At 71.8% G+C, this 13,892-nt stretch carries 13 protein-coding genes; 5 read left to right on the top strand and 8 right to left on the bottom strand.

The features are described 5' to 3' along the window. Positions 1 to 71: 71 nt before the first annotated feature. A complete protein-coding gene (locus tag ACWEOE_RS25370) occupies positions 72 to 1,898 on the bottom strand; it encodes a coagulation factor 5/8 type domain-containing protein (RefSeq protein ID WP_452013076.1) in 1,827 nt (608 codons plus the stop codon). A gap of 229 nt (positions 1,899 to 2,127) precedes the next feature. Here ACWEOE_RS25370 and ACWEOE_RS25365 point away from each other — a divergent pair, with 229 nt between their 5' ends. The 4 genes from ACWEOE_RS25365 (at position 2,128) to ACWEOE_RS25350 (ending at position 5,834) form a co-directional block, all read left to right on the top strand. Next, on the top strand, positions 2,128 to 2,421 hold the full coding sequence (locus ACWEOE_RS25365; RefSeq protein WP_452013074.1) for a hypothetical protein: 294 nt from the start codon (positions 2,128 to 2,130) through the stop codon (positions 2,419 to 2,421). Between the two features lie 475 nt (positions 2,422 to 2,896). After that, entirely contained in the window at positions 2,897 to 4,129 is a 1,233-nt protein-coding gene (locus ACWEOE_RS25360; protein WP_452013072.1) for an alpha/beta fold hydrolase, read from the top strand. Between the two features lie 263 nt (positions 4,130 to 4,392). After that, on the top strand, positions 4,393 to 5,235 hold the full coding sequence (locus tag ACWEOE_RS25355; RefSeq protein ID WP_452013069.1) for a hypothetical protein: 843 nt from the start codon (positions 4,393 to 4,395) through the stop codon (positions 5,233 to 5,235). A gap of 5 nt (positions 5,236 to 5,240) precedes the next feature. Then, entirely contained in the window at positions 5,241 to 5,834 is a 594-nt protein-coding gene (locus tag ACWEOE_RS25350) for a class F sortase (protein WP_452013067.1), read from the top strand. A 4-nt stretch (positions 5,835 to 5,838) separates the two neighbouring features. Here ACWEOE_RS25350 and crcB (ACWEOE_RS25345) read toward each other — a convergent pair whose 3' ends face one another. From crcB (ACWEOE_RS25345) to ACWEOE_RS25315, 7 genes are all read right to left on the bottom strand, one after another. After that, a complete protein-coding gene (gene crcB / locus ACWEOE_RS25345; RefSeq protein WP_452013065.1) occupies positions 5,839 to 6,207 on the bottom strand; it encodes a fluoride efflux transporter CrcB in 369 nt (122 codons plus the stop codon). Continuing rightward, entirely contained in the window at positions 6,204 to 6,677 is a 474-nt protein-coding gene (gene crcB, locus ACWEOE_RS25340; RefSeq protein ID WP_452013062.1) for a fluoride efflux transporter CrcB, read from the bottom strand. Before crcB (ACWEOE_RS25340) ends, crcB (ACWEOE_RS25345) begins: the two co-directional genes overlap by 4 nt. A 129-nt stretch (positions 6,678 to 6,806) precedes the next feature. Then, positions 6,807 to 7,469: an enoyl-CoA hydratase/isomerase family protein gene (locus ACWEOE_RS25335; protein ID WP_452013059.1), complete on the bottom strand. Its 663-nt coding sequence runs from the start codon at positions 7,467 to 7,469 to the stop codon at positions 6,807 to 6,809. Between the two features lie 105 nt (positions 7,470 to 7,574). Next, positions 7,575 to 8,213: a helix-turn-helix domain-containing protein gene (locus ACWEOE_RS25330; RefSeq protein WP_452013057.1), complete on the bottom strand. Its 639-nt coding sequence runs from the start codon at positions 8,211 to 8,213 to the stop codon at positions 7,575 to 7,577. Positions 8,214 to 8,281: 68 nt separating this feature from the next. Beyond that, on the bottom strand, positions 8,282 to 8,524 hold the full coding sequence (locus tag ACWEOE_RS25325; protein ID WP_452013055.1) for an isoamylase early set domain-containing protein: 243 nt from the start codon (positions 8,522 to 8,524) through the stop codon (positions 8,282 to 8,284). 133 nt (positions 8,525 to 8,657) lie between these two features. Next, positions 8,658 to 9,683 carry a 4Fe-4S binding protein gene (locus ACWEOE_RS25320; RefSeq protein WP_452013053.1) on the bottom strand — a complete coding sequence of 342 codons (1,026 nt, stop codon included), beginning with the start codon at positions 9,681 to 9,683 and terminating at the stop codon, positions 8,658 to 8,660. 122 nt (positions 9,684 to 9,805) lie between these two features. Further along, complete coding sequence (locus ACWEOE_RS25315; protein WP_452013051.1) at positions 9,806 to 11,134, bottom strand: alginate lyase family protein; 1,329 nt, start codon at positions 11,132 to 11,134, stop codon at positions 9,806 to 9,808. A 167-nt stretch (positions 11,135 to 11,301) separates the two neighbouring features. On the opposite strand from ACWEOE_RS25315, the gene ACWEOE_RS25310 reads away from it, so the two are divergent. Further along, positions 11,302 to 13,770, top strand: a complete 2,469-nt coding sequence (locus ACWEOE_RS25310; protein ID WP_452013048.1) for an ATP-binding protein — start codon at positions 11,302 to 11,304, stop codon at positions 13,768 to 13,770. The last annotated feature ends 122 nt before the right edge of the window (positions 13,771 to 13,892 follow it).

Here is a 13,892-nt window from a genome sequence, read left to right as displayed (position 1 = left end):
ACGTGGTTTGCGTGGGCTGCGCGGCCGCGCCGCGACCGTCCGGTGTGGACGGTCGCGGCGCGGGTTTCCGGCTAGGGGTAGGACTTCAGCATCGCCAGTCCGGTCACGGCGTCCGACGGCCCGCCGGTGTCGTTGACCACGTGGGCGATCGTGCCCTGGCCGCCGCCGAGGGAGAACGTGATCATGGCGTGGAACTTCACCCCCGGCCGCCGGGGCGCGGCGATGGCGCGGTCCGAGACGATCGTGCGGTCCTCGGCGAAGATGCAGTAGCTGCCCAGACCCCACGCTTCGTGCGTGCGCACGTGGTCGGCCACGGCGTAGGCCGGAAAACCGCGGTGGGTCCCGTCCATCCACGCGGCCTGGTTCGGCGGGTCGTAGGGCATCTCGTTCTGGAAGAAGTAGGTCCGGCCGCCCTCGCCGTTCCACTGCACCTGCGCTTTCTGGTGGTGCTCCACGAACAGGCCGTAGGCGATCACGCCGGAACCGTTCACGACGAGGCCGACGTCGGAGGTGTTGGCGTCCCAGCCGACCCCCTTGCCGTGGTCGGCCCGCCACAGCCACATGTTGTCGATCAGCACGTCGTCGCTGTTCACGACCACGCAGCGCTTGGCCTTGCCCACGCCGGCACCGCCGACGCGCACGAACACGTCGTGCAGCGAGCTCGGGTTCCGCGCGTGGGAGCGACGGGACCCGTCGGGCCCGAAGCGGATCAGCGGGTCGGACGCCACCGGCCCGGCGTCCACGAGCAGTCCGGCGACTCGCACGCCGTCCACGTCCGCGACGTCGAGCGCGGTCACGCCGTTGTCGGGGATCAGCGTGGCGTAACCGAGGCCGAGCACCACGGTGTTCGCGCGCGTGACCGTCAGCGGCTGGTCGACGTGGTAGATCCCGGGTGTGAGCAGCAAGTGCTTGCCCTGCGCGAGGGCGGCGTTGAGGTCGGCGGCCGACTCGGTCGGCCGGGCGATGTGGAAGCTTTCGATGGGCAGCGACGTGCCCTCGGGTTTGCGTGCCTCCCAGCTCGTGGCACTCGCGTTCGTGCGCACGGCGGGCACGAACACCTGGTACGCCCCGGCGCCGTCCACGTACAGGAACGGCTTCTCGCAGATCACCGGCGCGCGGTCGATCGAGGTGTAGGGCGGGGTCGGGAACGAGGTCGCCGGCGCGCCGGGTGAGCCGACGAACACGAAGTTCCAGTTCGAGCCCACCCACGAGCCGACGACCGAGTTTCGCGTGATCCACTGCTGCTGGGTGCCGGAGTTGATCTGCCCGGTGAGCTGGCAGTCGGCGATGAAGCCGCCGCTGGAGTACCCGCCGTCGGACAGCTTCAGGTCGCCGAGCAGGTAGATGCGGCGGTAGAAGGTGGCCTGCGAGACGGCCCAGGTGTCGACGCCGCTCTTGGGCACGGCGTTGAGGTTCTCGGCGCCGCGCCAGAAGTTCACGAGGGTGCCGTTGCCGTGGGCGTCGCCTTCGACGCCGAGCGAGCCGGTGATGCTGGCGCCGCTGGGCTGCAGGCCGAGGCCCGCGACCTGGGTGTAGTAGCCGAGCTTCACGTCGACGGAGTAGCCGCCGGGCTTGAACAGCAGCGCGTAGCGGCCCGTGCCGAACTGGCTGCCGCGCTGCTGCGCGTAGATCGCGTCGAGCGTCGCCTGGATGTTCGCGGTGCCGGTGCTGGAGTCGAAGACGTGGACGTTGGGGCCGAAGTCGGGCTGACCCGCGGCGTGGGTGGCCGGCGGTGGGGCGGCCGGGGTCTTCGGGGCCTGCTCGGGTGCGGCCACGGCGGGGGCCGCGAAGGCAAGCCCCGAGGTGGCCGCCAGCGCGGCGCCGGAGCCCAGCGCGAGGAAGCTTCTTCTCGCGAGCGTCTGGTCGGGGTGATCTGAGGGTGCGGGCTGTGCGGACAACGGGAAGACCGTCCTTTCGACACGACACGACACGTGGCGGCGTGTGCGGGCCGAGGAATCCGTGCGGCACCGACATTTCCGAGCCGGGCTCACCGGTGTCAAGACGGCTGTCGGTCACCGGGACAGCCGAAAGTCCTGAACGCCCCGGGCCCGCCACTACCGGGCAAAGGCGACAGGTGCCGAAAACGGCTAGGGTCGAGGACGGGGACCGCGACGACAGGAGTGCCACATGACCACGAACCAACCCGGCGACAAGGAACCCCTGGACGCCGAGATCGTCGAGAGCCCGGAAGTCCCGGCCGCGGACCTGCCCGAGCCCGACTACAGCGAGGGCGGCGTGCCGTCGTTCGACTTCGTCCGCGACCGCATCGAGAACCGGTACAACACGTCGGTGGGCGCACAGGAACTGGCCGGCATCGGCGGCCCCGAGACGGTGGAGTCGCTCGACAAGAAGATCGCCGACCGCGACCAGGCCGCGAAGGACAAGCTCGCCGAGATCCGGCGGTCGATGGGCAAGCAGTAACTGTATCTTTGGTTCCGCCTCCGGCGGGCCGTGCGAGATCGCCTTTGAGCCGGCTTCCGGATGGGGCGATCTCGCTGGTGGGGTTGCGTGATCGGGGTTGCGTGATCTGGGTTGCGTGATCGGGGTTGCGGGGTCGGGCGTCCTTTGTGGAGGGTCAGGCCGGGAGGTCGGTACCGCGTCGGCCGCACCGCCGGTGGCCGTGAACTCCTTGGGCATCCACGCCGGCCGGTCGTGCGCCGCGGGATCACCGGCCACGTGCAGTGCTGGCCCGCGCACGTGGTCCGGGGTCAGCGTGACCCGTTCTCCGCGCCGCGACGAAGAACAGGTGCTTCACCTTGTGGTCCGGTCACGATCACCGTGGCCGCGCCGCCGGGCCGCTCGCCGCTGCGGTTGCCGATCGGCCAACGCGGACCACCCGGGACAACACCCTCGCGGTCGCTGGCCGGGCCGGCTCCGCGCGTGCTTTGATCGACTCATGCCTGCCTCCGTTCGCATTCCCGGCCTGGTCCTCACCGAGCACGAGTTCACCGTCCCGCTCGACCACGGCCGCCCGGACGGCGAGCAGATCACCGTGTTCGCCCGGGAGGTCGCCGACGTGGACGGCGGGCCCGACCGGCCGTACCTGGTGTTCCTGCAGGGCGGGCCCGGGCAGGAGGCGCCGCGGCCGACGGGGCCGACGGGGTGGCTCGGGCGGGCGGTGCGGGACTACCGCGTGCTCCTGCTGGACCAGCGCGGCACGGGCAACTCCACGCCCGTCGGCACGCTGCCGGGGCGCACGCCCGCCGAGCAGGCCGAGTACCTGGCGCACTTCCGGGCCGACTCGATCGTGCGGGACGCCGAGGTCATCCGGCAGCGGCTGGACGTGGACCGGTGGAGCCTGCTCGGCCAGTCGTTCGGCGGGTTCACCGCACTCGCCTACCTCTCGCAGGCCCCGCAGAGCCTGCGCGAAGCCTTCTTCACCGGCGGGCTGCCGCCGGTCGCGCGGCACCCGGACGAGGTGTACGAGGCGACCTACCGCACGATGCTCGAGCGCAACCGCCGCTACTACCTGCGCTACCCGGGTGACCGTGAGCGGGTGCGGCAGCTGCACGTCCGCCTCGACGCCGGCGAGCTGACCATGCCCGACGGCACGCCGATCACCTCGCGGCTGTTCCGCCAGCTCGGCAACGCGCTCGGCATGAGCGACGGCGCCGAGAACCTGCACTACCTGCTCGAACGCGACCCGGAGTCGGCGGCGTTCGCGCACGACGTGGCGTCGGCGCTGCCGTTTTCGGCGCGCAACCCGCTCTACGCGGTGATCCACGAGGCCTGCTACGCCGACGGCCAGGCCACCCGCTGGTCGGCGCAGCGCACCCGCCCTGCCGAGTTCCACGACGACGTCACCCTCTTCACCGGCGAGCACGTGTTCCCCTCGCTCTTCACCGACCTGCCCGGCCTCGCGCCCCTGCGCGAAGCCGCCGAGCTGCTGGCCGAGCGCGAGTGGCCGCGCCTGTACGACGCCGACGTGCTGCGTCACTGCGAGGTGCCCTGCGCCGCGGCGATCTACACCGAGGACGCGTACGTGGACCGCCGCTTCTCCGAGGAGACCGCCGCGCTCATCCCGACGATGCGGCCGTGGATCACCAACGAGTACGAGCACAACGGCCTGCGCTCGGCGGGCGAGCACGTGCTCGGGCGGCTGATCGACCTGGTGCGAGGGCGGGCCTGAGCCGAAAATCGAAAAGAAGTGCCGGATTTCCGGCCCGGTATGGTGGCCGTGTCACGGTCGGGTTTGTTATCACGGCGCGCAGCTTCGTTATGAGGTCGTTTCCCGGCACCGGACCCAAGCAATTGGATCGCCTCGGACAGCCCGGCCGTTACGGATTTCGAGCGTGGTTTTCCCCACCTCGAAAACCTTTCCCTCCAGCGCTTTTCTCCGGCAGAATCCCGCCATTGCCCAACGTCCGGGCACTGTCGCAGCAGGGAGTCGCCGTGAAGAAACCGCTGGGCCGTCTCGCAGGTGCCGTGCTCGCCGGAGCCGCCCTCACGCTCGCCTCCGCCCCGGCCGCTTTCGCGCAGGACGACCCCACGGCGGCCCCGGACACCACGGTGACCACCGAGAGCTCGGAAACGCCCGACACCACGGCATCCTCCACATCGGACACCAGCACCTCCGAGACACCGACGTCGAGCACGCCGACCTCCGAAGCACCGTCGAGTACCGCCGGCATCGAGTCCTCCTCGGGCCCCGAGGTGCAGACCACCGAGGGCCGCCGCGCCCCGTCCGCCGCGAAGCCGCGGGTCGCCGACGACAGCCAGAGCGACGACCAGGCCGACGACACGACCTCCAGCACCGCTCCCGCCGATCCTTACACGGACAACGCCGGCCACGGTTTCGTCGGCCTCGGTGGTGAAGGCGTGCTGGTCATCGCCTGCGCCGCGGGCGCGCCCGGCAACGTCGCCACCGTCGGCCTCACCGTGACCGCCGGCCCGGACCAGGACGGTGCCGACGGCCGCTACTGGAACTACGACGTCCGCGTGACCGACCCGAGCACCGCCACCACCGCCCCGTTCAGCTGGACCTGCGACGGCGTGCCCGGCCAGGGCGATGTCAGCTTCGAGCAGGACACACCACCCACTTCGGACGCCCCGACCACGAGCGAAACCCCGACGGGAACCCCGAGCACAACCGCGACCCGTGGCCCCGTGACCACTTCGGACACCCCCGCCTCGACCGCAGGCCCCGTCGTCACCCGCCCTGCGGTGCAGGTCCGCTACGCGCCCCAGGGCGGCGTCGAAACCGGGTTCGGCGGCACCGCGCGGTTCTGGTCCTGACGCCCATGAAGCCCACCACCCTCACGAAAACCGCGCTGGCGCTGGCTCTCGGCCTGACGCTCGCCGGCTGCGGTTCGTCGCCGGCCCCGGCGCCGGCGGCCGCCGCGAAACCCGTGCCATCGAGCGTCCCGGTCACGAAACCGTTCAAGGGCCTGCGTCCCACGGCCGTGAGCATCCCGAAGATCGGCGCGCAGTCGAGCCTGGTGTCCGTGGCGGTCAACCTCGAGGGCAAGATCTCCGTGCCTTCGGTGAAAACGCCGATGCAGGCCGCGTGGTACCGCCTCTCCCCCGTGCCCGGCGAGGTCGGTCCGGCCGTCGTGCTCGGTCACGTCGACGGCGACAAGAAGCCGGGCATCTTCTTCAAGCTGAAGGACCTCGTGCCCGGTGACGAGGTGGACATCGACCGCAGTGACGGCAAGAAGGTGAAGTTCACCGTCGACCGGGTCACGCGCGTCCCCAAGGACCAGTTCCCCCAGGAGGCGGTCTACGGCAACAGCACGAAGCCCGAACTGCGCCTGATCACCTGCGGTGGTGTGTTCGACCACGCCGAGCACAGCTACGAGGACAACATCGTCGTGTACGCCAACCTGGCCTCGTAGGGCGTCACCCGGCGAGCGAGTGCACGACCGCGTACCCGAGCGCCGCAGCGCCCACCCCCGCGGCGACGCTCAGCACCACGTTGGCCACCGCCGCGCCGTACGCGCGTTTTTCGAGGAGCTTCACGGTCTCGTAGCCGAACGTGCTGTAGGTCGTCAGCGCCCCGCAGAACCCGGTGCCGACGAGGATCGACACCGTGGCGGGCAACGCGGACCCGGCGCCGGCGAGCGAACCGAGCACCAGGGAGCCCACCAGGTTGACCGTGAACGTGCCCCACGGGAACCCGGCGCGGTGGCGCGCCTGCACGAACCGGTCGGTGACGTAGCGCAGCGGTGCCCCCACCACGGCGCCCGCGAACACGAGCAGCACCGTCACGACTCGACCGTCCTTTCCGGACGAACGAACACCCGTCGCGCGAGCCACATCCCCGCGGCCACCGCGAGCAGTGCCGCCACGAGCGTGCCCGCGAGGTAGAAGAACGCGACCTCCACCGCGCCCGAGGCCAGCAGGCCACGGATCTCGACCGCGTAGGTCGAGAACGTGGTGTACCCGCCGAGGATACCGACTCCGAGGAACGGCCGTACCAGCCGGCGCGCCCGCCACACCTCGGTCACCGCGACCATGAGCACGCCGATGAGGAAGCAACCTGAGACGTTGATCAGGAACGTCGACCACGGGAAGTGCCCGGGCTGGGCAGGGACGAGCACGGCCAGGCCGTAGCGCGCGAGGGCCCCTGCGCCACCCCCGAGCCCGACCACCGCCAGGACGGGTGCGTTCTCCCGCACGACCGCGCGGGACCGGCGCGGCGCGGCGGCGGCATCCGGTGAGTCAGCTGGTTCGGGCACAAACGTCTCCTACTCCGCGTGGGCACAACCGTACCCTCGGCCCGAGTAGGGACTGTCGGCAGCGAACGCCACGGTTGCCCGGAAGGCCCGGAGCGGCGAGCCCCACCGCCGCACGCGCAGCCTGGCGGGTCAGCTCGCCGGGGTCCGCAGGGCGCTCAGCGCGGGCGCGAACATGGTGGACTTGATGGCTCCGAGCGTGCCGCGGTCCTTGCCCGCCAGCCCCGCGACGACCTCGGTCGCCGTGGTGAGCAGGGCCTTCTCGTCGGCCGTCACGTCGACCAGGCCCAGCTCGCGCGCCTGCGGGCCGCCGAAGCGGCGCCCGGTGGTCATCGAGGCGACGGCCGCGGCAGGGGTGAGCTTGGCCTGGATGAGCGCGGCCATGCCGGGCGTGAACGGGATGTTGATGTCGGCCTCGGGGAAGCAGAAGAACCCGCGGTCGGTGCGCATCACCCGGAAGTCGTGGGCCATCGCGAGCATCGCGCCGGCGCCGAACGCGTGCCCGTTCACCGCGGCGACGGTGGGCACCGGCAGTGCGAGCACGCGGGCCAGCAGTTCGTGGACCGCGGTCACGTACTTGCCCGCTTCGCCGCCGTGGGCCGTGAGCCACTCGAGGTCGAGGCCGTTGGAGTAGAACTTGCCGGTGCCCGTGGTCACGAGCGCGGCGGACGCCGAGCCGGCCGTGACGGTGTCGAGGTGGGTGTTCACCTCGTCCAGCCAGGCGAGTGAGAACCGGTTCTCGTCGGCACCGAAGTCGAGAACGGACACGGTATCGTGGCGGGTCAGCGCGGGCATCTCGGCAGTCCTTTTCAGACGGTGCTTTTCAGGCAGTGCTTTTTCTGGCGGTGCTTTTTTCTGGCGGTGCTTTTTTCTGGCGGTGCTTTTACAGGCAGTGCTATTTCAGGCAGGGGCGGCGGAACGGGACGAGCGACGCTTCGGCGGCGGCAAGGCGAGCACCGCTCGCACCGCAGCGGCGAGCCGGCGGCGGCTGTCCTCGCCGACGCGTCCTTCGGCGAGCTCGCGGCGGTAGAGCGCGGTCGGCAGGTCGACGACACACGTGGTGATCACCTCGACGGCGGCGCCGTCGCCGCGCTGCCACAGCTCGCGCGAGAGCCGGACGAGCAGGCGCACCAGGCGTTTGTCCAGCGCGTGCAGTGCCTCGACTACCTCGTCGGGCAGCTGCGGGCCGAGCACGCGGTCGGGCGAGACGGTGACCATCAGGCGTGCGGCATCGGGGCGCAGGCGAGCGACGACGGCGGGCGCGTCGGCCGCGGCGACCACCGCCGCGACCGGGCCCGCGGCGGCGAGCGCTTCGTCGACCAGACCCTCCTGCACGTCGACGTAGTGGGTCGCCGCCCGCAGCCACACCCGTCCGACGAGCGCGGGCAGCGAGCCGAAACCGTGGTAGATCACGCTGTTCGGCACCCCCGCCGCGAGCGCGAGCCCACGCGCGGTGACCTCCTCCGGGCCGCGCTCGGCCACGATCCGCTCGGCGACGTCGAGCAGGTGTTCGGGGTCGTGGATCCGCGGTCGGGGCACGAACCCGAGCGTAAAGGAACACGCGCTCCACAACAACGGTGTTGGGGAACACATGTTCCATTACCTGGTTATTCGGCCACGTACACGCAGTCGTGACCGTCGCGGGCGGTCGCGTCGGGGTCGTCGAGCCACTGCCCACCCGTCGCGAGGTAGCGGAAGCGCAGCTTCGCCCCTGGGCGCACCTCGACGGCGGCCGAGCGCGTGCCGTTGGAGCGCTTGCGCAGCTCGTGGCACCCGGGCTGCCAGTCGTTGAAGTCGCCGACCACGCTGACGGGCCCCGGCGGGGTGTCGAGCGGGAGGACGAACGTCACCTTCCGCACCCCGCGGCCACCTCGGCTGGTCTTGATCACTCGTCTTCCCCTTCGCTGTCCGGCCGGTTCGCCGAAAAGCGTTCCACGTCCACGCGCGCCCACGTGTGAGAACCGCTTGCCCGTCCGGGTGACGTCACGGCGTGCGGCCGGGGACCTCCTTCACCACCTTGTGCGGGAACCGACGCTCCACATGGGACTTCGCGGGCGAGTTCGGAGTGACGTAGACGGTTTCCTTCTTGTCCTGCAACGGGCGCAGCACCGTGCGCATGAACTCGCGGCGGTCGTCGAGGTACGGGCCGAGCACGTCCTCACCCGCCGGGCACACGGCCATGCAGTACGCCGCCTTGTAGTTTGCCTTGAAGGAAAGGCTCTGCCACATCGACGCGTTCTCCGAGTCGGTGACGCGCGAGCGGAAGTCGGCGCCGTCCGCGCTGTCGGCCACGGTTTCCACCCAGTCGGTGAACCCGCCCATGAACTCGCGGTAGTTGTGCGTGGAGCAGGCGGCCCAGTCGAACTCGCCGGTCTTGGCGATCGCGCCCACCGGGCACGCGGCCACGCACAGCTTGCAGTCCACGCACGGGTTGTAGTCCAGCGGCTCGCCGTAGTCCGTCACCTCGGCGTCGACGAGCAGGGTGGCCAGCAGGACGAAGTTGCCGAACTTCGGGTGGATCACGTTGCGGTGCAGGCCCATCACACCCAGGCCGGCCGCGACCGCGACGGTCTTGTGCGCGATCACCCAGATCCGGCCGGGGAAGCGGTCCATCTCCATCGGGAACGTCGCCGACGGGTTCAGCGCCCGGTACCCGGCGTCCTGGAGCTCGCGGGTGATCGTGCGCGCCGCCTCGTTGATGATCTCGCCGCTGCGGTGGAACTCCTGGTTCGCCACACTGCGCGCGGGCGTGCGCACGTTGTCGCGGTTCATCCGCACGACCAGCGAGATGAGGCTGCGCGTGCCGGGCAGCGCCGCCAGCGCGTGCGGCCGCTCCCCCGCCAGGTCGGCGTGCTCCAGCGACACGGCCGCGACGTCGTCGGCCCCCGCCGCCAGCGCCAGCTCGCGCAGCCACGCCGCGTCGATCGGCCCCGGCTGAGTCCGTTCCCCTCTCGCGAGCACTGCCCGCACCGACGGGTGGGTGGCGAGTTTGCGCGGCAGCTCGGGCACGGTGGTCCTTCCCTCGGTAGGAATTTCCAACCAACAGTGCCACGTGCTGAGTCCGATAACAAGACCGAGCGGGTAGCCCAGTGCGGGGGGCGTGGTGGGCCACGTCCCCCGCACCGCGCGGGTCAGCCGGTGACCGAGATGTCGTCGAGCTGCTCGGCGGCCGGCCGGACCGGGTAGAGATCACCGCCCGGCGGGGCCGGGATGTGCGTCAGCGCGGCCTTGGCCCGCGCGTCACCGGCGTCGGCTGCGGCGTGGACGCTGTCGAGGGCGGCGTACTGCAGGAAGTTGAGGTCCGGCAGCGGCCATTGCGCGGCCCCGCCTGTCGCGGCCGGCAGCAGGTGGTCGACGGCCGTGAACAGGCCGGCACCCTCGGGGGTGCGGTAGGCCCACAGGTTCACACCGACGTGGCGGCCGATCTGCGCGAGCCGGGTCAGCGCGACGAGGTTGAACGTGTGGTAGTGGAAACTCCGGGTGCGCGTGGACTCCTCGGGCTGGCTGCCGTCGGCCGCGATCTGGTGGTCGAGGCGCTGCTCGGCACCCGTGACGATGTTCCTGGTGAGCGCCTTGTCGCCGGTGTAGAGCGCGATGCCGGCGGTGAGCATGTCGTAGAACGAACCGTGGTTGTTGGTCGCCGCGGCTTCGTCCTGACCGTTTTTGCTGGTGCGCAACCAGGTCAGGAACTCGGCCGACCAGCCCTTCATGGCCGCGGCGTCGGACTTCGACCAGCCGGGCGCGCCGGCGTCGAGGATGCGGGCCGCGTCGAGGACCTGGGTGAAGGTGTAGGCGAACTCGATGATGCCGATCCCGCGGCCGTCGTTCTTGCACGGGATGCCCTGCGCGAAGTTCAGGTTCGGGTTCATCCTCGTGGCGGCGTCGAGGAACCACGTGCGCAGGTCGAGGGCCGCGCGCTGCGCGTATTCGGGCTTGCGCGTGTAGAACCAGGCGAGCGAGAGCTGGTAGATCGAGCTGAACGCGGTGAGCCGCTCGGCCTTGTCGGACACGGCCGTGGTCTCGGGGTTGAGCACGCCGTCACGCTGGACGTACGGGCAGCCCTGCGGGTTTTCAGGTGTCTTCGGCTGGCTCGGCCACCAGTAGGGCGCCAGGCTGAGGTAATCGTGCTTGTCCCCGCTCGGCGGCACGCGCTCCTTGTCGGCGACGGTCCACGGGCCCTTGGTGAGCGCCGCGTCGGCCTGCGTGAGCAGGGCACCGAGGGAGGTCCGCAGAGTTCTGTCGCCGAGCAGCAGTCCGACGCGGTTCTGCGTCAGCCGTGCGCCGTCCAGCACGACGGTGTCGGGCTGACACGCGAGCGACAGGACGGGCAGGTCACACAACGACGTCTGCCGGGGCGCGGCGCCGGCCGTGGTGACGGTGGTCGCGAGCAGGCCCGCGACCGTGGCGAGGACGAGGGAGATCCGGCCCAGCCGGGAACGGGACCGTGAAGGAGGCAGCACTGCAACTCCGTTCAAGTATCTGAATACATGGCAGATATGTGAACTCAAGGTAGGCAGTGGAACAGGCCGGGCCCAGTCGGCAGCACGGCCCCGCGTTACGAAACCGCTGGTCAGTGGTGGGCAAATGGCGGCTTGTCGCGTTACGTCTCGGCGCTAAGGTCCATACCATGCCGACGAACGCGCACTGCCTCACCTGCGGCGCTGCCCTTCCAGTGGTTGCCGGCTCCCGGGGCGGCCGGCGCGCCCGCTTCTGCTCCGGCGCGTGCCGCCAACGCGCCTACCGCCGCCGTGTGGGCTCCCGCCGCGCGGGCTGCGTGGGCCGCGCCACCGAGACGGCGCTGCTGCGCCGCCTGCTCACCCACCACCGCCTGGTGACCATCACCGGCCCGGGCGGCATCGGCAAGACCCGGCTGGCGAGGGAACTGGCGGGGGCTCGTTTCGTGGATGTGTCCACTGTGGACCTCAACCTGGATGGGGTCCCGCTCGCAGCGGAGGGCCACGAGCACCCGCCCGGCGGGGATCAGGCGCGAACCGACCTCGGAGGAGGTCACGAAGACCTTCGTCGCGGCACAACCGTGACACCTGCGGCGAGGAATGCCCGCCGCCCAGCCGACCCGGCCACGGACGAGCACTCGCGCGACGCGGACCCGAACCGCGCCCAGGCCATCCCCGACGCCCCACGGGCGGCAAGCACGCTCCCCTGCCGGCGCAACGTCGGATCAGCCGCCGACCAACACACAGCCGACTCGGCTCAGGCGCCGACCGACCGCCGCACAGCCCCCTTCCGCGCCGATCCCGGGGACCTCCTCGTCCTCGACGGGTGCGATGTTCGCCCCGGCGCGAGCGCCGTCCTCGTCGAGTCGTTGCTGCGGCAGTACCCCGGGCTGCGGATCGTCGCCACCAGCCGCGTGGTGCTGGGGGTGCAGGGCGAGCAGGTCCTTCCCCTGCGCGGCCTCTCCCCCGCCGACTCGGCGCGCTTGCTGGTCGACCGGATCCACCTGCTGGACCCGCTCTTCGCCGTGACCACCGCGGACGTCGGCGAGGTCTGCCGGCGGCTCGAAGGCGTGCCGGCGGCGCTGGAGCGGGCCGCGCGGCGGGTGCGGTTGCTGGGGCCGGCCGGGGCGCTGGAAGGGCTCGCCACGGCGCTCGACCTGGCGCCCACCGTGCGGGAGGGCCTCGAGCGGGACCGGCGGGGGCTCGGGGAGGCCGAGCGGGCGGCCTGGCTACGGCTCTCGATCCTGCCGGGACCGTTCGACGCGGAGCTCGCCGCCGTGCTCGGCGTCGGGCCCGAGACGTTGGAACGGCTGGTGGCGGCGTCGCTCCTGGTGTCCGAGCCCGCAGCCGACGGCACCACCGGGCTGCGCCTGTGGGCCGCCGCGCGTGCGTACGGGCAGGAGCGGCTCGACGCGGCCGGTGGTGCCGACGCCGCGTTCGAGCGGTTGGCCGCGTACCTCGTCGCGCAGGTCGAGCCGCACCTCGCGGCGTTCCTGCTGCCGGACGGGCTGTGCCGGCGCCTGGTCGCGCGGGCCGAACCCGTGCTGACCACGATCGACCGGCTCGCGGCCCGCGGCGACGCGCGGCTCGCCGTGCTGGCCTGCGGGCTCGCGCGGGCGTGGCTGGCGCTGGGCCGCAACGTCGCCGAAAGCGAGCACCTGCTGCGTGAAGCGCTGCCGCACACCCGGGACCGCCCGGACCTCACGGCTTCCCTGCTCGCCGCGCTGTGCAAGGCGGCGCACCGCACCGGCCGCTACGCCGAACAGCTGCGCCTGGGCCGGCGGGCGCTCGCCATCGAGTCCACTTTGGACCGTCCGCCCCGCGTCGCCTCGATCCTCGACCTGCTCGCCGCCGGGCTGCGCGCGTCGGGCGACAACCCGGACGGGCACTACCGGGAAGCGCTCAAGATCGCCCGCGAGCTCGCCGATCCGGCCGTGCTCTCCTTGCTGCTCAACGATCTCGCCTGGGCCGCCCTGGAGACCGGCGACCTCACCACGGCCCGCGCCGTCCTCGCCGAGGGCCTGCCGCTGGCCCGCGCCCACGCGACGCCCGGCCGGCTCGCCAGCGTGCTGCACACGGCGGGCGCACTCGCCCTGGCCGCCGAAGACCACGCAAGCGCCGAGGCCTGCTTCGTCGAGGCGCTGCTCGTCACCAACCCCACGGACGGCCTGAAGGTCCCGTACTTCACCGAAGGCGTCGCGATCGTCCTGACCACCCGCGGCGGCCACGAACGCGCCCTCGGCCTCTTCGCCTGCGCCGACGCCGTGCGCCGCGGCCTGGGCGCCGTCGCCGAACCCGCGTGGCGACGCCGCGTCCACACCGCGACCGCCAGGGCCACCGCGAGCCTCGACCCGCGCCGCGCCCACGCCGCCACCCGGGCGGGCGCGCGCGTCACCCTGGCGTCGGCCGTCGCCCACGCCCTCGACGCGAGCGAACACACCGGCCGCGGCCGCCTGACGGCCCAGGAGCACACCGTCGCCGCCCTCGTGACCGACGGCCTCACCAACCAGCAGATCGCCCGCCGCCTCGGCATCGCCCCGCGCACGGTCGCCACGCACCTCGAGCGCATCCGCACGAAACTCGGCGTCCGGCCACGTTCAGCCCTGGCCGCCTGGTTCACCCGCACGACGGCCGATCAGTGACGCCGATCCGCGGCGGCCGGGTACACGCTCGGTGAGCCTCCGCGCCAACTTGTCGATGATCGTCGCGTTGCGCCGATAAGCCTCGCCGGGGCCGGCGTCCGCCGTGGCCGGGTCGACGGTAC

Source organism: Amycolatopsis sp. NPDC004368 (assembly GCF_053602515.1).
This window is presented reverse-complemented; position numbering and strand designations above follow the sequence as displayed.

Excerpts from the sequence above, each read along its gene's own strand:
- ACWEOE_RS25350 (WP_452013067.1), top strand. The coding sequence starts at position 5,241 with ATGAAGCCCACCACCCTCACGAAAACCGCGCTGGCGCTGGCTCTCGGC.
- ACWEOE_RS25310 (WP_452013048.1), top strand. The coding sequence starts at position 11,302 with ATGCCGACGAACGCGCACTGCCTCACCTGCGGCGCTGCCCTTCCAGTG.
- ACWEOE_RS25365 (WP_452013074.1), top strand. The coding sequence starts at position 2,128 with ATGACCACGAACCAACCCGGCGACAAGGAACCCCTGGACGCCGAGATC.
- ACWEOE_RS25360 (WP_452013072.1), top strand. The coding sequence starts at position 2,897 with ATGCCTGCCTCCGTTCGCATTCCCGGCCTGGTCCTCACCGAGCACGAG.
- ACWEOE_RS25335 (WP_452013059.1), bottom strand. The coding sequence starts at position 7,469 with ATGCCCGCGCTGACCCGCCACGATACCGTGTCCGTTCTCGACTTCGGT.